We start from the raw sequence: 23,036 nt of genomic DNA on the forward strand, positions 1-23,036 counted from the left end.
GCAAAAATGACAAGTAGTAATTTTCCGTTTGTGTTGTTAGCTTTACTCTCTGCCTATAGGGTAATCTTCGTAAAAATCTTCAAAAGTTTTATTTGTGGTATAATGGTCTCGTAGTACTTTGTACACCATTAAAACTAATAATAATTGACCTATCACCGTAAGTACAAACACCCAACTAAAACCTATTTTAGCAAAAGCCAAAGCAGTTAGCACCAATAAAAAAACAGTGGTAAACAACACCAAAAACATCGCTGAATTCTTCATAATCAAGATATTACTCTATAATTTACAAAAAAATCAATAAATGACATAGCTCATATTGTTTAAAATAAGTAAATTTTAATTTTAAATATGTAAGGTTTTATTTACATTTGTATAAAAATTATAGAATTATGAATTTTCAAGTATTACCAAATTGGTGTAAGAAAATAGGTTTAATCACATTTGTAAGTGGTGCTTTTATTGAAGGAAGAGATGCTTTTATTGAAGGTGCTACAGGTAAACCTTATCATTCACTTCAAGAATCAGGAGTTTTTACTTTTAGAGAGTATTTTGGAGAAAGTTTAATGCACTTTTTTGGTATTCTCTCATTAATTGGAATGGTTATTTATGTATTATCAAAAGAAAAAATAGAAGATGATTATATTGACAAGCTACGTTTAGAATCTTACCAAATTACAGCTCTGCTTGGATTAAGTGTTACAATAGTACTCTATACTTTTTCAAAAGATATAAAACTGACGTTAGATTACTTTATAATTTTATTTTTATGGACATACTTAATAACTTTTGCCATTAAAAAAAGACTTTAGTAACATGAAAAACCTAATAAAAGTAGAAAGAGCTCGCCACAACCTAACTCAAGGTGTTTTAGCTGAAAAATTAGGAGTATCTAGGCAAACCATACATGCTATAGAAACTAATAAATTTAATCCTTCGGTAACACTCGCTATAAAAATGGCGCGCTTTTTTAATGTTACTGTAGAATATTTATTTGAGATAGAAGAAGTAGACTAATTCTCTAAAAAATCCTTAACGTTTTTTTAGCGCATCTCCTTCAAAAAGTAATCCTTCAAAACCAGTTTTCATGAAATTTCTAATGTTTTGATGATCTGTTCCTTCAGGATTTTTTAAAACATCTTCAAAATAATACTGTCCAAAACAAGCCAAGGTTTCTTCTTTACTAAACCCCTGTTGTATAGCAAACGAAAACACTTTACATGAACCTTGATTTTTTTCAGCTTCATTGTATAAATCTCCATTTTTAAAGGCAGTGGGTGTAAAATTATATACGTTTTCAATCACTGACATAGTATCAGAAAACTCTACTTTTTCTGGTGTACTTTGTATTGTTTGTTTAAATATGTCTAGTCTCATTTAAAAAAGGTTTTATGCTGCAAAACAAAAGATTAAAACTCATAAAAACTAACCCGTAGTAATTTTTTACAAACTAACATTTATAGTTAAATTTGCACAGCAAAAATTTCAAGAAATGTACAGAACGCATACTTGTGGTGAACTAAGAGCATCGCACATCAATACTGAAGTAACCCTTTCTGGTTGGGTACAAAAATCACGTGATAAAGGTTTTATGATTTGGGTAGATTTACGTGATCGTTACGGAATTACACAGTTAATTTTCGACGAAGAACGTACTTCTAAAGAGTTAATGGATAAAGCAAAGACCTTAGGACGTGAGTTTGTAGTACAAGTAACTGGTAAAGTTATTGAGCGTCAATCTAAAAATGCCAATATTCCAACAGGTGATGTAGAAGTTTTAGTATCAAACTTGGAAATTTTAAACGAAGCTAAGTTACCACCTTTTACTATTGAAGATGAAACTGACGGTGGTGAAGATATTCGTATGAAATATCGTTATTTAGATATCCGTCGTAACCCAGTAAAAAACAGCTTGGTTTTCCGCCATAAAGTATCGATGGAAGTTCGTAAATATTTATCTGACAAAGGATTTATTGATGTAGAAACTCCATATTTAATTAAATCCACTCCAGAAGGAGCACGTGATTTCTTAGTGCCTTCACGTATGAATGCAGGACAATTTTACGCATTACCTCAATCACCACAAACCTTTAAGCAGTTATTAATGGTAGGTGGAATGGATAAATACTTTCAGATTGTTAAATGTTTTAGAGATGAAGATTTACGTGCCGATCGTCAACCAGAATTTACACAGATAGACTGTGAAATGGCGTTTGTTGAGCAAGAAGATATTTTAGAGATTTTCGAAGGAATGACGCGTCATTTACTAAAAGAAATCAACGGAGTTGAAGTGGAAAAATTCCCAAGAATTACGTTTGATGAAGCAATGCGTAAGTATGGAAATGACAAACCAGATATTCGCTTCGGGATGGAATTTGGCGAGTTAAACGAAGTTGCACAACACAAAGACTTTAAAGTATTTAACGATGCTGAGTTGGTAGTAGGAATTGCAGTACCAAGAGGAAACTCATACACTCGTAAAGAAATTGATAAATTAATCGATTGGGTAAAGCGTCCACAAGTAGGAGCTTTAGGAATGGTATATGTTAAATGCAACGAAGATGGAAGCTTTAAATCATCGGTAGATAAATTCTACGATCAAGACGATTTAGCAAAATGGGCTGAAGCTACTGGAGCTAAAGCAGGAGATTTAATCTGTATCCTTTCAGGAAATAAAAATAAAGTTCGCGCACAATTAAGCGCTTTACGTATGGAAATGGCAGAACGTTTAGGTTTACGTAAGTCTGATGAGTTTGCTCCATTGTGGGTAATTGACTTCCCGTTATTAGAGCTAGACGAAGAAACAGGTCATTACCACGCAATGCACCACCCATTTACGTCTCCAAAACCAGGTCAATTAGCATTATTAGACACAGAACCAGGAGCTGTTAAGGCGAACGCTTACGATTTAGTATTAAACGGAAATGAAATTGGTGGAGGTTCTATCAGAATCCACGATAAAGAAACTCAGGCTATCATGTTTAAACACCTAGGATTTACCGAAGAAGAAGCAAAAGCTCAATTCGGATTCTTAATGGATGCTTTCGAATACGGAGCGCCACCACACGGAGGATTAGCTTTTGGCTTAGATAGATTGGTAGCTATTTTAGGAGGTCAAGAAACAATTAGAGATTTTATTGCCTTCCCAAAAAACAATTCAGGTCGTGATGTAATGATCGATGCACCTGCAACTATAGACGATGAACAACTACAAGAATTAAGCATCAAACTAGATGTAAAAGCCTAAAAATAAAAACCCTGCAAATTATGCAGGGTTTTTTATTACCTTTAATGTACAAATCGTTACACTTCTTGAAAAAAACTAAACCTCAGAAAAACTAATCAATAATATTATGAAACAAATCGTTTCAAAAAAACTGAATGAACTAGAATCAACTGCTATTTGTGGTAATGACATCAGCTCTTCTGTTTTGTATGTATCTGCTTTAGCAATAGCCTTTGCTGGTCAATATGCTTGGATAACTCTTTTAATTGTATCGGTTGTACTTTTCTTATTTCGGAAAATTTATGGTGAAGTTGTTGGTGCGATGCCTCTAAACGGAGGAGCCTACAATGCTCTATTGAATACGACAAGTAAAATGATGGCCTCATTTGCTGCAACATTAACCATCCTTTCTTATATGGCTACTGCTGTAATTTCTGCCAATGAAGCTATTCATTACCTACATCATTTAATTCCTTCTATGCCTATTATAATAGCAACCATAGGTCTTTTATTATTTTTTGCTTTATTAACTATTGGTGGTATTACCGAATCGGCTAAAGTAGCGGTTGGTATATTTTTATTTCATTTATTATCACTAGTTGTACTAACCTTATTTATTGTATTTTATTTATCTCAAAACGGTATAGATATTCTTTTTAAAAACTGGGGACATCAATCAGAAAACAGTATTTGGTATGCTATATTTTTTGGTTTTGCAGCTTCAATGTTAGGAGTTTCTGGTTTTGAAAGTTCAGCAAATTTTGTTGAAGAACAGCAAAAAGGGGTGTTTCCAAAAACACTAAAAAACATGTGGATAATCGTAAGCATTATCAACCCTTTAATGGCAATTTTTGCTTTATCTCTATTCGCAATTCCTGTATTACAAAGTGCAGATTACCAAAACACTTTACTAGTTCAAATGGGGGATTTTGTTGGTGGTGAATGGGTAGCTGCTATTATTGCTGTTGATGCTTTTTTGGTTTTGAGTGGTGCTGTTTTAACTAGTTTTGTGGGTGTTACAGGACTCTTAGAGCGTATGACTCTAGACCGTATCATGCCTCGATTCTTTTTAAAGAAAAACAAAAGAGGAAGTTCATACCGAATCATTATTTTATTCTTTATTCTAGCAGTTTCTGTATTAATCATAACTAATGGAAATGTAGGTTTACTGGCTGGTGTATATACAATTTCATTTTTATCAGTAATGGCTTTATTTGCCATAGGAAACATTCTATTAAAAATAAGAAGAAACCAATTACCTAGACCAGAAAAAGCTACTTGGGCATCTGTTATTTTAGCTATTATAGCCGTGTCTTCTGCCCTTGTTGGTAACATCTTAATGGATCCTAAAGGCGATTTACCAAGCAACACTGTAGTCTTCTTAGATTATTTTATTCCTACAATTATTTTTGTCATTATTATGCTAAACCGTACGGTTTTACTAAAACTAGTACTACAGGTAATTTATGCAATATTTAATCCATTAAGAAGGTTCGTTTTTAACGTAGATAAAAAAATTACACAAACTGTAAATAAAATAAATGATCAAGAATTTGTGTTTTTTACTAAAGGCGACAATATCGCTACTCTTAACAAAGTAATGTTATACATTATTAGAAATGAACATACTAAAAAAATAAAAATTGTACTGGCTTTAGAAAAAGGGCAAACTATCCCTAAAAACCTACCAAGTGAAATTACATTCTTAGATAAAGAATACCCTGAAATTAAAGTTGATTTTCAAGTAATTGAAGGAAAATTTTGCCCAGAATTAATCAAAGAATTATCCGAAAAATGGAATATCCCAATTAATTTCATGTTTATAGGAGCTCCTAGTGAAAAGTTCCCTTATAAAGTAGAAGAACTAGGCGGTGTACGCTTAATTGTATAATAAATTATTAATAAATTAAAAAGATGGTATTATCTTTATTTATTCATAACTAGGTTTTCATATATCAACTAAGGCTCTGAAGCACAATGCTATCATCAAAAGAAATTTACAAGAAAATACTTGTTTGGAGGTATAAACATATTTCTGAACGTCAATTTATCTATATATTGAGTGTTTTAGTGGGTTTTTTAGCGGGTTTAGGTACGTTAATCTTAAAAAACCTTACTTTCTTTTTCCATAATATTTTGGAAGACGGTCTTATTGAAGAATACCATCATTCACTATACTTTATATTTCCTATTATCGGACTATTTTTAGTGTACGGCATTAAAAAATATGTGATAAAAAAAGATATTGGTCACGGTATTTCTACCACCCTACAATCTATTTCCAAAAAAAACGGAATTATAGAACGTTACAAAATGTATGCGTCACTTATTACCGCACCTATAACTGTTGGTTTTGGAGGATCAGCAGGACTACAAGGACCTGCTGTAAGTACAGGAGCAGCTTTGGGATCTGGAGTAGCACAGCTATTTCATATGAACATGAGAACCCGAATGTTATTAATTGGTTGTGCAACCGCTGGGGCTATGTCGTCTATGTTTAAAGCACCCATTGCTGCTATTATTTTTGCAGTAGAAATTTTCAGTTTAGATATCGCTTTTGCATCCTTAGTTCCGTTATTATTAGCTTCAGTTTCGGCTGTAATAACGTCTTATTTCTTTTTGGGGAAAGATGTATTATTTAGTGTAAAACTACAACAAGCTTTTGAAATTAACGACCTAATGTTTTACGTTGTTCTAGCCATTTTTACAGGTTTTTCATCAGTATATTTTTCAAAAATATATTTCAGAATTACAAATTTTTTCAAAAAATACACTCCTTTTAAACGTTTGGTTTTTGGGGGCATTGCTATTGGTTTAATGCTTTTCTTAATTCCTCCGTTATATGGTGAAGGATATGGAATCATCAATAACCTACTCTCAGAAAATGCTCCTGAAGCATTAAAAAGTATTCACTACAATATCGATTTTGAAAATGTATGGATGGTCATCATTTTTTTGTTAATTATCGGAATTTTTAAAGCGATTGCTATGACCACCACTTTTGCTGCTGGTGGAGTTGGAGGAATCTTCATTCCTACATTAGTAATGGGAAGCACTTTAGGAAACGTGGTTGCAAAAGTCATCAATCAATTTGGATTTGATGTTTCTGAAACCAATTTTACATTGATTGGTATGACAGGCTTAATGGCAGGAGTACTACACGCCCCCTTAACCGCAATTTTCTTAATTGCTGAAATCACGGGAGGTTACGATTTATTCGTTCCTCTTATGTTGGTTGCCGCCGTTTCATTTGCTATCACCAAATATTTTGTGTCAAATTCTATTTATACAATTGAATTAGCCGAACGTGGAGAATTATTTACACATAACAAAGACAAAAATGTGATGATGATGATGAGAATGAGTCAAGTTATTGAGAAAAACTTTGTAAAAATCCATCCTGAAATGAATCTTGGCGACATGCTAAAACAAGCCGTAGCAAAATCGAAACGCAATATTTTTCCCGTGGTTGATGATGAAAACAAATTTATAGGAATTGTTTTGTTGGATGATATCCGTCCTATGATGTTTAATCAGGAATTGTACGAAGCCACCAAAGTGAGAGACATCATGAAAATTGCCCCGGCCATTATTTTTTACAACGATACCACCGAAAAAGTGATGGAAAAATTTAAAGAAAGTGGCGCGTGGAATCTACCCGTAGTTAAAAACGGGGTATATGTTGGCTTTATCTCTAAATCAAAACTACTTTCGGTTTACCGTAAAAAATTATTAGAAGTTACTGTTTAGCTAAAAACTGAACCATTTTATCTGGAAAATCGGTAAAAGCACCATCAATATTTGCTTCAAAAAAGAGTACTTGCATCATTTCTTCAAAAGAAGAAAACTCTTCTAACTGATCAGCTCTAAACGTATACGGATGTATTTGTAACTTGAGTTTATGAGCATCTTCAACTAAGGTTGTGAACTGCCACTTCCCGTCTACTTTTTTATCTAATATTTGTTTGTACCAAGGCCCTAATCCGTCTGCATAGGTTGCAAAGTGTGATAATTGTTTCGTCTCCTCAGGAAACTCAATTAATTGCACTAAAAATAAGTCTGATTGTAATTCAGTACGCACTCGCTCTAACTCTTTTGCATCAAAACACTGAAACATACATTTATCTTTCTTTGTTTTATATCCGTATTCAGAAAGAATATCTAAAGTGATTTTAGCAATATCCTTCCCATTTTCATGATGAAATCTTGGATTCTTTATTTCAGGGTAAATCCCGATATTTTTTCCAGTAGAAGCATTTAATCCCTGAATCAATTCTATTTCTTGTTGTAAAGAGTGAAGTTTAAAATTTCCTTTCCCTTTCGGAAATCGATTCGGGTACACTTGCTCTCCCGTCTTCGTATTGAAACGTTCTGTAACATTTAGTTGCTGCAATTCATCAAAAGTAAAATCAACCACATAAAAACGTCCATCTTCTCTTTTTCTTTCAGGAAATTTTTGGGCAACATCTGTAACATCATCCAACTCAATATCATGAATTACAATAGGAACATCATCTTTACTCAATACCAAATCTTGTTCAATATAATCAGGATTCATTGCATAGGCCATTGCTTTGGCTTCCATAGTATGTTCAGGTAAATATCCTGAAGCTCCTCGATGTGCTATGACTATTTTTGTATTCATATTTTTTGTTTTTTTTACAGGTGTACATCCGAAGAAAATACTAAAAAAAAGAAAGGTACAAATTCGTTTCATTGGTTATAAATAGACTTGAACGGTTAAAGCTATCATTGTAAAAACAGTTAAAATAATTACTAATGGAATTACAAATTTTAACCATTTATCGTATCCTACTTTTACTATGGCCAACGAAGCTAAAATTAACCCTGTAGGATTGATAAAAGCAAACAGACCCATTCCATATTGATAAGCATTTACAATTACTTCTCTACCTACTCCAACCGTATCTGCCAAAGGCGACATAATTGGCATCGTTAACACCGCCATTCCTGATGAACTCGGAATAAAAAATGATAATCCTGAGTAAATAAAAAGCATCACATTTGTGAAAATTCCTTTGGACATTCCTGTGGTAAACTCACTTGCATGTTGTAAGATGGTGTCACTTATCAATCCTTGCTCCATTAACACCGAAACACCACGAGCAATACCAATAATAAAAGCTACTCCTAATAAATCGTTTGCTCCTTTTATAAAAGTCGTCACAAAATTTTCTTCCTTCATTTTTGCTAAGAAACCAATTAAAATAGCTCCGATTAAAAATACCACTGTCATTTCTTCAAACCACCATCCTAAACGAGAAACTCCGTAAATCATAATCACAAAACATATTGCAAAAACAGTTAATATGATACGTAATCTTCCTGTTAATCTGTGTGTATTTGATGTTGAGCTCCCAAAAAGACCTTCTATCATTTCTTTTTGATCATAAATAATTGATTTTGTTGGGTCTTTTTGAACCTTGTTCGCATAACGCAAAATATAAATCACACAAATAATTATTCCTCCGATTAACATTAATAACCTTCCTGTAAAACCTGTTGTCCAATTAATTCCAGCTGCATCTGAAGCGATAATCACACTAAACGGGTTTACTGTTGAACACATAGTGCCAATTGAAGAACCAATATATACACAAGCTAAAGCTACAATTGCATCATATTTTGCTGCTAAAAATATCGGAATTAGAATTGGATAAAAAGCAATGGTTTCTTCAGCTAACCCAAAAGTTGTTCCTCCAACAGCAATTAAGGTAGTTACTACAAAAATTAACCAATATTCTTTTCCCTTCAGTGTTTTTGCTAACCACGAAATACCTGCGTCAAAAGCTCCGGTGAAGTTCATTATTCCTATAATACCTCCTAAAATTAACACAAACAAGATAATATCTGAAGATTGAATAATTCCTTTTATTGGTGATTTAAAAAAATCTAAAAATCCTTGAGGCTTTGGATCTAATTGAGTGTAAGTTCCTGGTACACTAATTGGTTTCGCAATATCTCCATTCGTGAATTTTTCTAACGGAATTTTAATTCCCAAACCTTCCAAGGTTTCTTGGTTTGCGGGCATTGTTTTTTCTTCTTCTAAATGTTTATAAACAAAAGAGTTTCTAGCTTCTTGATACTGCAAAGTATCATACTTACCCGCAGGTATAAACCATGTTAAAATAGCAACAAAACCTGCTATTAATAACAAAATAGTGTGTGGCGTTGGGAATTTTATATTTTTCAATGTGCACTGTTTTATTTGAGCTGTTAAAAATATAAAAAAAGCCAAGAGCTTAATATCTCTTGGCTTTATAATAATTAAAAATAATTATTGAGAACGTCTTTTTTAAAGACTTTGGTTTATTTTCTAGTTTAACATAGAAGCTCTCGCACCTCCTGAAGCAAATAAAGCTCTCATTCTGTTACGTTGACCATCAGTAAACATGTACATACAAGCATCGTTAGTATAGTCCATGTAGTTCATAGTCATGTCAGCAGTTTGACAATTAACTGTTGGATAAGTTGGACATCCGTAGTTTGCACCATCAGAAGATGGAGTATCAGCTACGAAATCGTCTTGACGACATCTTCCGTCTCCCCAAATGTGACGTAAGTTTAAGTAGTGCCCAACCTCATGCGTTGCAGTTCTACCCATGTTATATGGAGCAGAAGAACCTCCTGGTAAGCTTCCTGCTAATAACACAACTCCATCAGTAGCAGAGTTACCTCCTGGGAATTGCGCATATCCTAAGATACCTCCACCTATTTCACATACCCAAATGTTTAAGTGAGTTGAAGGAGTAATTGGAGGATAAGCAGCCTTTACAGCATCGTTAGTTCCCCAAGAAGACTTAGGATCATCATGTCTAAAAGTACCTGCTAATGTAAATTGAATTCCTGTATTTGTTGCATCATTAATAAAATCAGTAGCTCCTGAAGGTAGTTGATTTGTATTTGTACTACTAAAATCATCATTCAACACATTCATTTGTGCTTGAATTTGAGAATTTGTAACACTATTTGAGTTTGGTAAAACAACGTGTACGTATACAGGAATGTTAATAGTACCTAATCCATCTTCGATTGGTAATACATCTACATCGCTACTTCCTGATCCGCCACCTCCTGGCTTACCTTTAGCTGTTGTTAACTTTCTTGTAGCATACTCAATATCATACATTTTCTTGTATAATCCTGGGTTCTCTTTCACTTGTCTGTTTAAAACTCTCATTGAGTGACATTGCTCACTTCCTCCTTTATGAGAAACTTCTTCAGTTTCTACATAGAAATCGCTCATGTCGATTGCTTCTTGATTAGGTACAGCATCGTCTTTTGAGTTTTCCTGACATCCTACTAGTACAGATGCAGCTACAGCTAGTGTTAAAAAAATTCTTTTCATGTTGTGAAAAATTAAAAAAATTAGTTATACAAAAATGCCCCTACGGCATTAATTCTGTTAAAAAAATATAACAAACAAGAATTACATAATTTAAAGTGTTAAATACTTGTTTTATTAATAATATTTTGAAGGGTTTCTTTAACGATGTGCAATATATGATTTTTTTTCAATGCTAAAAAAAAGTTAAAAAAAAGTTAATTTCTTAGGTTTTATCACTTTGGAACATACATTTTTTAACATTATTTAAATGTTAAAATTTAACAACAACAAAGAAAAAACATCAATTTTAAACAATTTAAATCGTGAATATGGCATTTTTAAGAACTAGAAGATATATTTTCTACAATAAAATACATGAATTTAAAATCATCCAAAAAACATATATTTACATTCAGTTATTAAAAAATAATTATGGAAAACTCATTTGAACCAAAAGTGCTTGTAGCACACGTTTCAGAAGCTGACAGAATAGCTTTTTACAAAAAGACATACACACACGTTGCTGGTGGTGTATTATTATTCGTTTTATTTGAATATTTATTTTTACAAAGTGCCACAATTGTTGAATTCGCCTTATCAATGACCCAAGGTTACAAGTGGCTATTATTACTTGGTGGTTTTATGTTAGTTACTAGCTACGCTGAAAGTACCGCTTTAAAAACTTCGGATAAAAACTTGCAATACTTAGCCTATTCAGGGTATGTTTTTGCCCAAGCTTTTATTTTTATACCCTTAATTTACATTGCTATTTCTTATACCAACAACTTTGATATAATAAAACAGGCAGGAATTGTAACACTTGCATTATTTGTTGGAATATCTTCAATTGTATTTATAACAAAAAAAGATTTTTCTTTTATCAGAGCAGGATTGTCTGTTGGATTTTTTATTGCAATAGGATTAATTATTGCTGGAGTTTTATTCGGCTTTAACTTAGGATTATGGTTTTCAGTTGGAATGTGTGTATTAGCAGCTGGTTCTATTTTGTATCAAACATCTAACTTAGTTCATAAATTCTCTACAGATGATTACATTCCTGCTGCACTAGGACTATTTGCTTCTTTGATGCTATTATTCTGGTATGTATTACAAATATTTATGTCAAGAGATTAATAAGAAACTATTATACTAAAAAAGCCTCCATTCGGAGGCTTTTTTTATTCTTATCTAAATTAAGTTCCTTTTAACTTAACATCATCTGTGCTTTCTTAACAGCACTTACCAATACATCAACTTCTTCTTTAGTATTATAAAAAGAAAAAGAAGCTCGTACTGTTCCTGGAATACAATAAAAATCCATAATAGGCTGTGCACAATGGTGTCCTGTACGAACTGCTACTCCTAGTTTATCTAAAATTGCACCAACATCATACGGATGGATTCCTTCTAAATTAAAAGATATTACTGATGTTTTATTAGAAGTACCGTAAATTTTCAATCCATCTATTTTTTCTAATTCTTGGGTTGCATACGATAACAATTCGTTTTCTTGCTTTTCTATGTTATCAAAACCAACTGAATTCATATAATCAATAGCAACTCCAAATGCTATTCCACCACAAATATTAGGTGTCCCAGCTTCAAACTTATGAGGCAATCCAGCGTAAGTAGTTTTTTCAAAAGTTACAGTTTCAATCATTTCTCCTCCTCCTTGGTATGGCGGTAATAACTGTAACAATTCTTCTTTTCCATACAGCATTCCAACACCTGTTGGCCCACACATTTTATGAGCTGAAGCTACATAAAAATCAGCATCTAATGCTTGAACATCTGGTTTTATGTGAGGTACCGCTTGTGCTCCATCAATCAACACATAAGCACCAAATTTATGAGCAGCGTGGATAATTTCTTTTACAGGATTAATTGTTCCCAATGCATTCGACACGTGGTTACAAAAAACTAATTTTGTTTTTGGATTCAATAATTCATGATAAATATCCATTCGTAGCGAACCATCTTCATCCATCGGAATTACTTTTAAAACAGCTCCTCTTTTTTCGCATAACATTTGCCAAGGCACAATGTTAGAATGATGCTCTAAAGCAGATACAATAATCTCATCACCCTCTTGTAAAATAGACGCAAAACCTGATGCCACAATATTAACCCCATGTGTTGTTCCTGATGTTAAAATAATTTCATAAGAATGCTTCGCATTGAAATGTTTTTGAATCTTAATTCTGGCTTCCTCATACTTATCAGTTGCTTCCTGACTTAATGTATGTACACCTCTATGAATATTTGCATTGTAATTAGAATAATAATCAACAATAGCATCAATTACTACCTGAGGTGTTTGCGAAGTTGCTCCGTTATCTAAATACACTAATTTTTTCCCATGTACTTCTCTATTTAAAATAGGAAAATCAGCTCGAATTTTATCTATACTAAACATGTAAAATATCAAATTTAGCACAAAGGTAGGGCTTGCGTTTCAAATACAAACATCAAACAATTAAATTCTTACATTTGCTAGAAACCGTGTTTTTTATGAAAAATTTTAAAAGAATACTTTTACTCGTTGTAATAGCCTTAGCTATTACGATTTATTACAACTATCCAAAGTTAAATATCCTTGCAGGATACTCTGCCAAAAACACTGCTTCATCAGTTTTTCTAGCAGGAAGAAGTTTAGAATTCACCGATGCAAACGACAATAATTTTTCACCTATCAACGTAACTTCTGATGAAATTAATGTTGAAGAAAAATCAGCTACAGGTTCAGTATACGGTTTACTAAAAAGAAAGGCTGTATACAGAGAAGGACTTGGTGCTGTTTTAGTTACAGATGATTTTGACATCACCAAACCTCAACTCACTCCAAAACGTTCTAAACCAGACAATACAACTCCTTTTCCTTACGGAAATGCAGATCATAAAGACACTATTTTCGCTAACATTGATTATACAAAACTAAATGAGACTATTGATACTATTTTTAATGATAGGAATCAAACACGTTCGGTAGTAGTGGTATATAAAAACAAAATTATTGCTGAAAAATACGATACTGGTTTTACCAAAGAATCGAAACAACTAGGTTGGTCTATGACCAAAAGTATTACGGGTACTTTGTTCGGAATTTTAAAATGCCAAGGAAAAGTTGATGTTCAAGAAAACAACTTGTTTTCTGAATGGGAAAACGACAATCGTAAAAATATTACAATTCATAATTTGTTACAAATGAATTCTGGTTTAGAATGGGAAGAGGATTACAATACCATTTCTGACGTTACAAAAATGTTGTTTTTAGAAAAAGACATGACTAAAACACAAGTGCGAAAGCCTTTAATAGGGCAACCTAATGAAACTTGGAATTATTCTTCAGGAACCTCTAACGTGCTTTCTGGTATTTTACGAACAAAATTCGACACACATCAAGAGTATCTTGATTTTTGGTATACTGGTTTAATTGATAAAATTGGCATGAACTCTATGATTGTTGAAACCGATATGAGTAACCATTATGTAGGTTCATCATATGCTTGGGCAACAACGAGAGATTGGGCTAAGCTAGGTTTGTTATACCTACATAATGGAGAGTGGAACGGAGAACATTTGTTTGACAAAGACTGGGTTAACTACGCCACGACACCTACTCCAACTTCAAACGGAGAATATGGCGCTCAAATTTGGTTAAATGCTGAAGGAAAATATCCTGATATTCCTAAAAATATGTATTCTTTTAATGGTTATAAAGGTCAAAATGTATTTATTTTGCCAGATCAAGATTTGGTTGTCGTTCGTACAGGGCTTACCAAAAATGCAGATGTAAATACCTTATTAAAAGGAATTATAAATTCTATTAAACATTAAAACATGAATCCTTTTTATTACGTGCTTTCCATAAACGGATTGCTTTTTTTATTCAGTGTTGTTTTTCATTTTTTCCCTCCGAAAAAAATCAATGCTATTTACGGTTATCGTACTAACAAAACCATGAAAAATGACACTATTTGGCAATTCGCTAATGCGTTTTTTACTAAGGAGTTTATGAAATATTCGGCAATTTCGTTAGTTGCAGCTTTGGTTTTAGCGTACCTATCAAAAGAATTAACATGGCAACCTATGGCAATTATGTTGTTGTCACTAGCTGTATCTGTTATTAAAACCGAACAAGAAATCAATAAGAATTTTGATAAGGACGGAAATAAGAAGTAATAAAACAGTAAAAATTGCATGGATACAAATGAAAAAAATAACTATATTATTGTTCATATCCTTTATAGCATGCAATAACTCAAAACCATTAAAAATCTACCAAGGTGAGGTTTACATAAAATTAGTCGATGTAGGTAGCTTATATGGGGCTCCAAAAAATGTTATTGAGAAAATTAAAAATTCCTCTAAAGATTCGATTTATGATAAAAAACACAAAGATACTAATGCTAAATACTTTGAGAACCTAATTAATTACGGTTTAATAGACAGACCTTATTTTAAACTCAAGTTTTCTAAAGATGAAATAGTAAATGTTTTTACTAATGAGATTAATTACAAAAAAGTTAACCCCATAATAGATAGTTTAAACCGCGACACTGAAAAGATTATAATAAAATTTAAGGGAGTTAAAAAAGATAAAAGTATTTATTATACAGAAGATATAATTTCTATAAATAAAGTTTCGGGAAAAACAGATTGGGAAAAATAAATTTCTTTGACTATTTAAAAACATCTATCAATTATGAAAATTCTGATAACATTTTTTTTAATCACTTTATCTACTTCTTGCAATCAGGATAATAAGATAATCACGAATAATAACATAGGAAACTACAACCTAAAACATATTTAAAAGATAAAAATTACAATAAAGAGATATTTGATATTACTGTAAATGCTGATGATATAATTACTTCTATTATTATTCGTTCTAATACTTATAAAACCCAAGAAGGCTTTGGGGTGGGAACTAATTTTAATCAACTAAAAAAAGGCACAAAGCAATGGGTATCAAAAGATTTAAGTTTAAACAAAGGTTCTATGGTTATTGGCAGTGTTGGAAACGCTATTATTTATGATAATATACTATTTGTAGATACAAACAATGATGATATAACCGACTTTGTTTGGATAACAACAAACTCTTAAAAAAACTCATCAAGATGTTTTAGCTAAAAGACCTTGATATTTTTGTAAAAACATCAAGGTCTATTTTTCAACTCATACGTGTCTTTTTTATTGACCTCTTAATTGATTATTTTTTATACTCTTCTTTTAACAGAGTAATATCATCTATTATTTTTTGCATATTTTCTTTTTTGGTTCCATCATACGAACCTCTAATACGACCTTCTTTATCTATTAACACAAAGTTTTCGGTGTGAACCCAATCACTCTCTCCTCCATCGCCTTCATCTAACACTGCAAAATAATGTTTGCGTGCTAAATTATAAATATGCTTTTTTTCACCTGTGGTTACATTCCATTTCCCATCAATCACTCCTTTTTCAGTAGCATATTTTCGTAATTGTGGTACACTATCCATAACTGGAGTAACAGAATGCGATAAAAACATAATATCATCATCATTCTTATAATGCTCTTGCAACTCACTCATATTATATGCCATCGCAATACATATTGTTTGGCAACGTGTAAAAAAGAAATCTGCTATATATATTTTGTCTTTATAATCAGCATTGGTGATGGTATCTCCATTTTGATTAATCAATTTAAAATCTCCTACTTTATGGTTTTTGGTTCTATTTCTTACAGAAGCATCAACTAGTTTTGGATTGATATCTGCCGGATTATAAATAGGTAATTTTGTATCAACCTTTACTAAATGATAAAATACAGGAACTCCAATAGCACTAAAAATAAGTATAAAAATTAAGGTGCTTTTTGATTTTTTAAAGAATTTAACATCCACAGTACTAAAATTTTCAACAAAAATACGACTAAAAATACAGGCTTTAATGCAGCAACACTAAAAAGTTTGTTAAAACAAAAGCGCAAGTCAATTACAAACTTTTAGAACTGTACTTAAAAACGTACATTTGTCAGATTTTAAATTTAGACGAACACCATTTATGGAAATTTTAATAAAAGCATCACAATTTATTTTAAGCTTATCGCTCCTAATTGTTTTACATGAATTAGGACACTTTATTCCAGCAAAATTATTTAAAACTCGTGTAGAAAAATTCTACCTGTTTTTCGATTATAAATTCTCTTTATTTAAAAAGAAGGTTGGTGAAACAGTTTATGGTATTGGTTGGATTCCGTTAGGTGGTTACGTTAAGATTGCAGGAATGATTGATGAAAGCATGGATACTGAGCAAATGCAAAAACCTGCACAACCATGGGAATTTCGCTCTAAACCTGCATGGCAACGTTTAATTATTATGCTAGGTGGAGTTATTGTAAACTTTATACTAGGTATTTTAATTTACATCTGTTTAATGTGGGCGTATGGTGAAAAATACCTTCCGAATGATAGCTTAAAAGATGGTGTTTGGGTACAAGATCAATTAGGTAAAGACTTAGGTTTAGAAACGGGAGATAAAATCTTAACAATTGACGGACAAAAAATTGAGAAATTTGGAGAACTTCCTTTAGGATTTATTAATGGTCATAATTATACGATAGAAAGAAACGGAACTGTTCTTGAAAAAGAAATTCCAACAGATTTTATCTCAAAATTAGTTGACAGAGGTAAAGATGCTGGTGCTTTTATAAGTTATAGACAACCTTTTGTAATTGCTCAAGTTCCAGAAGATTCTCCTAACAGTAAAAGTGGTTTACAGAAAAAGGATATTGTAACTTCTATTAATGGAACACCAATAACCTATTTTGATCAGGCTCAAATTGAATTAGACAAAAACAAAGGTCAAAAAATAAATATTACCGTTAAAAGAAACAACCAAAACGTAACTCTTCCTGTAAAAGTAACTGAAGAGGCAAAATTAGGTGTTAGTATAGCTGGTTTGTCTTTACCAGATTTAGAAAGATTAGGGTATTACACTTTAGCTGAAAGAAGTTATTCTTTTGGAGAAGCTATTCCTGCAGGAACAAATAAAGCTTGGACAACCTTAACCAACTATATTAAGCAAATGAAAAAGATTTTAAATCCGAGTACAGGTGCTTATAAAGGTTTAGGTGGGTTTATTTCTATCGGAAGTATATTCCCTTCAGAATTTAGCTGGGAAACATTCTGGAATATTACAGCGTTTTTATCAATCATGTTAGGATTCATGAATTTATTACCTATTCCTGCTTTAGATGGTGGTCACGTAGTATTTACTTTATGGGAAATGATTACTGGTAAAAAGCCAGGGGACAAATTCTTAGAGTATGCTCAAATCACAGGGTTTATCTTATTAATAGCATTATTACTATTTGCTAACGGAAACGATATATTTAGGTTGTTTAAGTAAACCTAATAAACAATACAAAATAAAAAAGCATCGTACTCAAGTAGTACGATGCTTTTTTATTTATGCTATATTTTAACTTTGCTTGATTACTTATTTAAGTTTTCAGCTGCACGACGTTCTAACTCTGCTTGAAACTCTTCCATAACTGGTTTTACAGTACTTTCCGGTATGTCTGCAACTTTAATATACATCAACCCGTCAATAGCATTATTAAACTTCGGATCTACGTTAAAAGCTACTAATCGCGCATTTTGCTTTACATACTTCTTAATTAAAACAGGAATACGTAATTCTCCTGGTTCAAGTTCATCAATCAATTTATCGAACTTTTGCATATCTGCTTCTGTAGCATCAAAAACAAAGTCTTTATCGGCGTCTTTCAACTTCACCTTAAATTCTTTCTTTGGATGAATGTATTGTGCCACATACGGATCGTAGTAATGTGACTTCATAAACTCAATCATCAGCGATTTTGAAAACTCAGAAAACTGGTTACTAATACTTACTCCTCCCATTAAATATTTATGCTCTGGGTAACGTAACGTAACGTGCACAATACCTTTCCATAATAAGAATAATGGCATTGGTTTTTGTTGGTACTCTTTAATGATAAAAGCACGCCCCATTTCAATGGTTTTTTCCATCATTGGGTATAACTCAGGTTCAATTCTAAACAACGTGTGAATGTAAAAACCATTTACACCATGCTTTTTAAAGATATCTTTTCCTAAGCCCATTCTATAAGCTCCAACCAACTTCTTTTGTTCGTTATCCCACAAAAATAAATGGTGATAGTATTTATCAAACCTATCTAAATCAATTGGCTTGTTAGTTCCTTCTCCAACCTCTCTAAAGGTAATTTCGCGTAAACGACCTACTTCATGTAAAATATTAGGAATCTCTTTTGCTGTTGCAAAAAACACTTCATAGTTTTTACTTTCTAACAACCTGCTTCCTTTCTCACGCAAAGCATCTACTTCTTTTATAAATAGCTCTGGCGACTTTTGAGAAGTAATATTTTTAGCTTTCTTCGGAATTTTAAGGTTTTGTGTTGATAAAATCTTTTGAGAAGCTTTCTCATATGGATTCGCCAACATGTACGTTTTTCTACGTAAAAACTGATAAAACTCTGGAATTTCAGGATAAGCATCTTGGTCTTTTACTGATATTGGCTTACCAATCCTTACTTTTATAACTCTATTTTTTTGAGATAATAATTCCGATGGAAGTTTTGCTGTTCTTAGCGTATCACTAATTTTAGATAACGTATAAAACAACTGGCTATTCTTGGCATGAAAATAAATAGGTATTACAGGTACTTTCGCCTTTTTTATTAAACGAACAGCTCCTTGCTCCCATTCTTTATCAACCATTAACTTTCCATCACGATACGTAGATACTTCCCCTGCAGGAAAAAGCCCTAAAGGTTTTCCTTCTTTTAAATGCAGTAAAGCATTTTTAATTCCAGCAACACTCGATTTTGCATCCTTATGATTTTCAAAAGGATTTACTGGCATTACATAAGGCTTTAACGGCTCTATTCTGTGTAGCAAAAAGTTGGCGATTATCTTATAATCATCTCTATGCTCTAATAAAAGCTTTAATAACAAGATACCATCTATTCCTCCTAACGGATGATTAGAAATGGTTATAAACGGTCCTTCTTTTGGAATACGTTTTAAATCTTCTTCAGGAATTTCAAACTCTATCTGAAACTCATCAAGCAAACCATTTAAAAAAGGTAAATCTTTTTTATGCTTGTGCTTGTTATAAACTTCATTAGCTTTTGAAATTCGTAGAACTTTCATCAGCAACCATCCTGAAAACGTTCCGAAAACCCCGAACTTATCAGCCCCTATTGCTTTTGCAACTTCTTTAGGTGTTACTAATCCCATACACAGTTATCAATTGACATAACTGCAAATATAAATCATTTTTTGCTAGCTTTAAACGTTTTCTTGAATCACTAATTGCGCCGTTTCTGTATTAATCTGTCGAATGATAGATTTTCCTCGCTTTCTAATAGTTTCTATCGCTTCATCATCGAAATGACGGATGGTAAACAACGTTGTATCTTCGTAAGCTTTAATCTTATACGCTCCTTTTAAATCATTATAAAAATCTTTAAAATGATTGTACTTGTCTTCAATACAAACAGAAAAACTAATAGCAGAATTTTGAATTAAGTTTACTTTTAATTTGTATTCGTGTAATTTTTTAAAAACATCACTGATATTATCTTCTACCATAAATGAAAAATCTTTTGCAGAGATTGCTACTAAAATTTGATTTTTCTTTACAATGTAACATGGTATTTCTGGAGTTATTTTTTTACCTCTACCAACGCAAGTACCCGATTTTGTAACATCTTCAAACGATCGTACAAACAATGGAATATTTTTTTGCTCTAAGGGTTGAATAGTTTTCGGGTGAATTACCGATGCTCCATAAAACGCCATTTCAATAGCTTCGGTATACGAGATTTCTTTTAACAAAGCTGTTTCCGAAAACACTCTAGGGTCTGCGTTTAATACTCCTTGAACATCTTTCCAAATAGTAACACTATCAGCATCCAAACAATAGGCAAAAATACCCGCGGTATAATCAGAACCTTCTCTACCCAGCGTTGTTGTTTGTTCTCCAAAACCTCCTAAGAATCCTTGGGTTATATTCAATTGAGAAGTATCAACTTTATCTTGAATTTGTTGTTGGGTTTTCCCCCAATCAATCTTAGCATCACGGTAATTACCATCAGTCTTAATTAATTCTCTTACATCTAACCATTGATTGTTAACTCCTATTTCAGACAAATATGCACTTACAATAGTTGTTGATAATAACTCACCAAAACCAACCATTTGGTCATATACAAAATTGTAATCTTTAGAAGTATTTCGCACCATAAATCCACTCAGCTCGCCAAATAAATGATTTACCTTGTGGTATATCTCGTGATTTGGAGTGAATAAATCATTCATCATTTGTTGATGGAAGTTCTCAACAAAACTTAAAGCTTCTTCAAAATCTTCCTTCTTATAAAAATAACCATCGACCAAACGTTCAAAAGCATTGGTCATTTTTCCCATGGCAGAAATTACTACTAACGTATTTTCTATTCCTTCATGTTGCAATACTTTTGCAACATTTTTCACTCCACTCGCATCTTTTACTGATGCTCCTCCAAACTTAAATATTCTCATTACAAAATTGTTGTAAGTTTTGTTCATTCATATGGCATACTCTCCACTCTTCATACACTGTTGCTCCAGTACCTCTATAAAAATCTACAGCACCTGTATTCCAATCTAACACTTCCCAAGCTACTCTTTTGCATCCATTTTCATAAGCATACTTTAGTACAGAAGTGTACAGTGCTTTTCCTGCTCCAATACCTCTTTTAGATTGTGTTACCATTAAATCTTCTAGGTGAATTGCCTTTCCTTTCCATGTCGAATAGCGTTCGTAAAACAAAGCCATCCCTATAATTTTATTATCCTCTTCAGCTACAAAAGTTTTAAACTTTGGCGCATCTGAAAAACCATCTTTAATTAAATCTTCAACTGAAATCTCAACTGCATCTGGTTCTTTTTCAAAAACAGCTAGCTCCACTATTAAATCTAAAATAGCTTGTGCGTCTTTCTGTTCTCCTACTCTAATAATAAAACTCATTTCTTAATTTTTGGGTAAAGATACTTTTCTTAAAATATTCTATTAAAACAAATAAAAAATTAAAACACATCATATTTTTTTGTTGAAAATTTTAAATTACTAAATAAAAGTTGGCATCTTTGTACGCACAACACAAAAATTTGACATGAGTAACAAGCATATGACGCTGGGTGAGTTTATCATCAGCAAACAAAAAGACTTTAAATATTCTTCTGGTGAATTATCTCGTTTAATAAACTCTATTCGTCTTGCTGCCAAAGTAGTAAATCACGAAATTAGGAAGGCAGGATTGGTAGACATTACTGGAGCTGCTGGAGATATTAATGTACAAGGTGAGGCGCAGCAAAAACTAGATGTTTTAGCTAATGATTTATTCAAACAAACACTAATTAACCGTGAAATTGTTTGTGGTATTGCCAGTGAAGAGGAAGACGACTTTGTAATTGTTGAAGGAAACAATAAAGCCAACGAAAATAAATATGTGTTGTTAATGGATCCTTTAGATGGGTCATCTAACATTGATGTAAACGTATCTGTTGGTACCATTTTTTCTATTTACAGAAGAATTTCTCCTGTAGGAACTCCAGTTACTAAAGAAGACTTTTTACAAAAAGGTAGCGAGCAAGTAGCTGCTGGTTATGTAGCTTACGGAACTTCAACTATGTTAGTTTTTACTACTGGTAATGGTGTTAACGGATTTACGTTAAATCCAGCTATCGGAACTTTTTACTTATCACACCCAAACATGAGTTATCCTGAGATTGGTAGAATTTACTCAGTAAGTGAAGGATATTTTACGCATTTCCAGGAAGGAATGAAACGTTTTTTGATTCACTGTAAAGAATTAAACGAAGCAGATAACCGTCCGTACACGGCTCGTTATATTGGATCGTTAGTTTCAGATTTCCATAGAAATATGATTAAAGGTGGTGTATATATTTACCCTGCTACAGCCATCACTCCTAAAGGAAAATTACGTTTATTATACGAATGTAATCCTATGGCGTTTATTTGTGAGCAAGCTGGTGGAAAGGCTTCTGATGGATTTACTCGTATCATGGACATTAAACCAACCGAGTTACACCAACGTGTTCCTTTTTACTGCGGAAGTATACAAATGGTAGAAAAAGCTGAAGAGTTTATGAGTGAATTTTCTGCTGATGATAAACCAAACTATTAATCGTGGTAAAATGGCTTGTAATATTAATCTGTTTAATATTAGCAATAGGTTCTTTTTTTAAAGATAAAAACCTAGCTATTAACATACATGACACGTATTTTGTTATGAGTTATTGGCATTTAGCTATTATTATTTCAAAAATAATAGGAGTTATTACCTTACTACTATTCATCAAGTCAAAAATTAAATAATAGTTATTATTTATACTTA

Annotated in this window: 22 protein-coding genes; 12 read left to right on the forward strand and 10 right to left on the reverse strand. The window is 32.3% G+C overall.

What is annotated here, in order from left to right:
• Positions 1-42: 42 nt before the first annotated feature.
• Positions 43-264, reverse strand: a complete 222-nt coding sequence (locus C8N26_RS01835) for a hypothetical protein (protein ID WP_120185776.1) — start codon at positions 262-264, stop codon at positions 43-45.
• Positions 265-392: 128 nt separating this feature from the next.
• Between C8N26_RS01835 and C8N26_RS01840 the strand changes: the two genes are divergently transcribed.
• Both C8N26_RS01840 and C8N26_RS01845 read left to right on the forward strand, forming a co-directional pair.
• Complete coding sequence (locus C8N26_RS01840) at positions 393-812, forward strand: hypothetical protein (RefSeq protein ID WP_120185777.1); 420 nt, start codon at positions 393-395, stop codon at positions 810-812.
• 4 nt (positions 813-816) lie between these two features.
• A complete protein-coding gene (locus C8N26_RS01845; protein ID WP_120185778.1) occupies positions 817-1,017 on the forward strand; it encodes a helix-turn-helix transcriptional regulator in 201 nt (66 codons plus the stop codon).
• Positions 1,018-1,032: 15 nt separating this feature from the next.
• On the opposite strand, the gene C8N26_RS01850 is transcribed toward C8N26_RS01845, so the two are convergent.
• Positions 1,033-1,377, reverse strand: coding sequence for a HopJ type III effector protein (locus C8N26_RS01850; protein ID WP_120185779.1), 345 nt, complete (start codon positions 1,375-1,377; stop codon positions 1,033-1,035).
• Between the two features lie 115 nt (positions 1,378-1,492).
• Here C8N26_RS01850 and aspS point away from each other — a divergent pair, with 115 nt between their 5' ends.
• The 3 genes from aspS (at position 1,493) to C8N26_RS01865 (ending at position 6,976) form a co-directional block, all read left to right on the forward strand.
• On the forward strand, positions 1,493-3,247 hold the full coding sequence (aspS, locus tag C8N26_RS01855) for an aspartate--tRNA ligase (RefSeq protein WP_120185780.1): 1,755 nt from the start codon (positions 1,493-1,495) through the stop codon (positions 3,245-3,247).
• A 106-nt stretch (positions 3,248-3,353) separates the two neighbouring features.
• Complete coding sequence (locus tag C8N26_RS01860; RefSeq protein ID WP_120185781.1) at positions 3,354-5,117, forward strand: APC family permease; 1,764 nt, start codon at positions 3,354-3,356, stop codon at positions 5,115-5,117.
• Between the two features lie 86 nt (positions 5,118-5,203).
• Positions 5,204-6,976 (forward strand): chloride channel protein, encoded by a 1,773-nt coding sequence (locus C8N26_RS01865; protein WP_120185782.1) that lies wholly within the window; start codon positions 5,204-5,206, stop codon positions 6,974-6,976.
• Here C8N26_RS01865 and glpQ read toward each other — a convergent pair.
• The 3 genes from glpQ to C8N26_RS01880 form a co-directional block, all read right to left on the reverse strand.
• Positions 6,966-7,943 carry a glycerophosphodiester phosphodiesterase gene (gene glpQ / locus C8N26_RS01870; protein WP_120185783.1) on the reverse strand — a complete coding sequence of 326 codons (978 nt, stop codon included), beginning with the start codon at positions 7,941-7,943 and terminating at the stop codon, positions 6,966-6,968. The genes C8N26_RS01865 and glpQ overlap by 11 nt on opposite strands.
• Positions 7,944-7,946: 3 nt before the next feature.
• Positions 7,947-9,440: a YfcC family protein gene (locus C8N26_RS01875; protein WP_120185784.1), complete on the reverse strand. Its 1,494-nt coding sequence runs from the start codon at positions 9,438-9,440 to the stop codon at positions 7,947-7,949.
• A 123-nt stretch (positions 9,441-9,563) separates the two neighbouring features.
• On the reverse strand, positions 9,564-10,595 hold the full coding sequence (locus C8N26_RS01880) for a zinc metalloprotease (RefSeq protein ID WP_120185785.1): 1,032 nt from the start codon (positions 10,593-10,595) through the stop codon (positions 9,564-9,566).
• Between the two features lie 411 nt (positions 10,596-11,006).
• Between C8N26_RS01880 and C8N26_RS01885 the strand changes: the two genes are divergently transcribed.
• Positions 11,007-11,708 carry a Bax inhibitor-1/YccA family protein gene (locus tag C8N26_RS01885; RefSeq protein WP_028891478.1) on the forward strand — a complete coding sequence of 234 codons (702 nt, stop codon included), beginning with the start codon at positions 11,007-11,009 and terminating at the stop codon, positions 11,706-11,708.
• 70 nt (positions 11,709-11,778) lie between these two features.
• Here the strand turns inward: C8N26_RS01885 and C8N26_RS01890 are convergent, their stop codons facing one another.
• Positions 11,779-12,990, reverse strand: coding sequence for an aminotransferase class V-fold PLP-dependent enzyme (locus C8N26_RS01890; RefSeq protein WP_120185786.1), 1,212 nt, complete (start codon positions 12,988-12,990; stop codon positions 11,779-11,781).
• 95 nt (positions 12,991-13,085) lie between these two features.
• On the opposite strand from C8N26_RS01890, the gene C8N26_RS01895 reads away from it, so the two are divergent.
• The 4 genes from C8N26_RS01895 (at position 13,086) to C8N26_RS01910 (ending at position 15,686) form a co-directional block, all read left to right on the forward strand.
• Entirely contained in the window at positions 13,086-14,411 is a 1,326-nt protein-coding gene (locus tag C8N26_RS01895) for a serine hydrolase domain-containing protein (protein WP_120185787.1), read from the forward strand.
• Positions 14,412-14,414: 3 nt separating this feature from the next.
• On the forward strand, positions 14,415-14,756 hold the full coding sequence (locus C8N26_RS01900) for an SdpI family protein (RefSeq protein WP_120185788.1): 342 nt from the start codon (positions 14,415-14,417) through the stop codon (positions 14,754-14,756).
• Positions 14,757-14,784: 28 nt separating this feature from the next.
• Positions 14,785-15,246: a hypothetical protein gene (locus C8N26_RS01905; protein WP_147418471.1), complete on the forward strand. Its 462-nt coding sequence runs from the start codon at positions 14,785-14,787 to the stop codon at positions 15,244-15,246.
• 254 nt (positions 15,247-15,500) lie between these two features.
• A complete protein-coding gene (locus tag C8N26_RS01910; RefSeq protein ID WP_120185790.1) occupies positions 15,501-15,686 on the forward strand; it encodes a hypothetical protein in 186 nt (61 codons plus the stop codon).
• Between the two features lie 106 nt (positions 15,687-15,792).
• Here C8N26_RS01910 and C8N26_RS01915 read toward each other — a convergent pair whose 3' ends face one another.
• Positions 15,793-16,470: an SCO family protein gene (locus C8N26_RS01915; protein WP_120185791.1), complete on the reverse strand. Its 678-nt coding sequence runs from the start codon at positions 16,468-16,470 to the stop codon at positions 15,793-15,795.
• Positions 16,471-16,630: 160 nt separating this feature from the next.
• Between C8N26_RS01915 and rseP the strand changes: the two genes are divergently transcribed.
• Positions 16,631-17,977 (forward strand): RIP metalloprotease RseP, encoded by a 1,347-nt coding sequence (rseP, locus tag C8N26_RS01920; RefSeq protein ID WP_120185792.1) that lies wholly within the window; start codon positions 16,631-16,633, stop codon positions 17,975-17,977.
• A gap of 86 nt (positions 17,978-18,063) precedes the next feature.
• Here rseP and C8N26_RS01925 read toward each other — a convergent pair whose 3' ends face one another.
• Genes C8N26_RS01925 through C8N26_RS01935 form a run of 3 tightly spaced genes read right to left on the reverse strand, consistent with a single transcriptional unit; the run spans position 18,064 to position 21,646 of the window.
• A complete protein-coding gene (locus tag C8N26_RS01925; protein ID WP_028891484.1) occupies positions 18,064-19,872 on the reverse strand; it encodes a GNAT family N-acyltransferase in 1,809 nt (602 codons plus the stop codon).
• 51 nt (positions 19,873-19,923) lie between these two features.
• Entirely contained in the window at positions 19,924-21,177 is a 1,254-nt protein-coding gene (locus tag C8N26_RS01930; RefSeq protein WP_120185793.1) for an aspartate kinase, read from the reverse strand.
• On the reverse strand, positions 21,164-21,646 hold the full coding sequence (locus C8N26_RS01935) for a GNAT family N-acetyltransferase (protein WP_120185794.1): 483 nt from the start codon (positions 21,644-21,646) through the stop codon (positions 21,164-21,166). Before C8N26_RS01935 ends, C8N26_RS01930 begins: the two co-directional genes overlap by 14 nt.
• Before the next feature lie 145 nt (positions 21,647-21,791).
• Between C8N26_RS01935 and fbp the strand changes: the two genes are divergently transcribed.
• A complete protein-coding gene (fbp, locus tag C8N26_RS01940) occupies positions 21,792-22,826 on the forward strand; it encodes a class 1 fructose-bisphosphatase (protein ID WP_120185795.1) in 1,035 nt (344 codons plus the stop codon).
• Positions 22,827-23,036 lie beyond the last annotated feature (210 nt).

The organism is Tenacibaculum lutimaris (genome assembly GCF_003610735.1).
GTDB classification, from domain to species: domain Bacteria; phylum Bacteroidota; class Bacteroidia; order Flavobacteriales; family Flavobacteriaceae; genus Polaribacter; species Polaribacter lutimaris.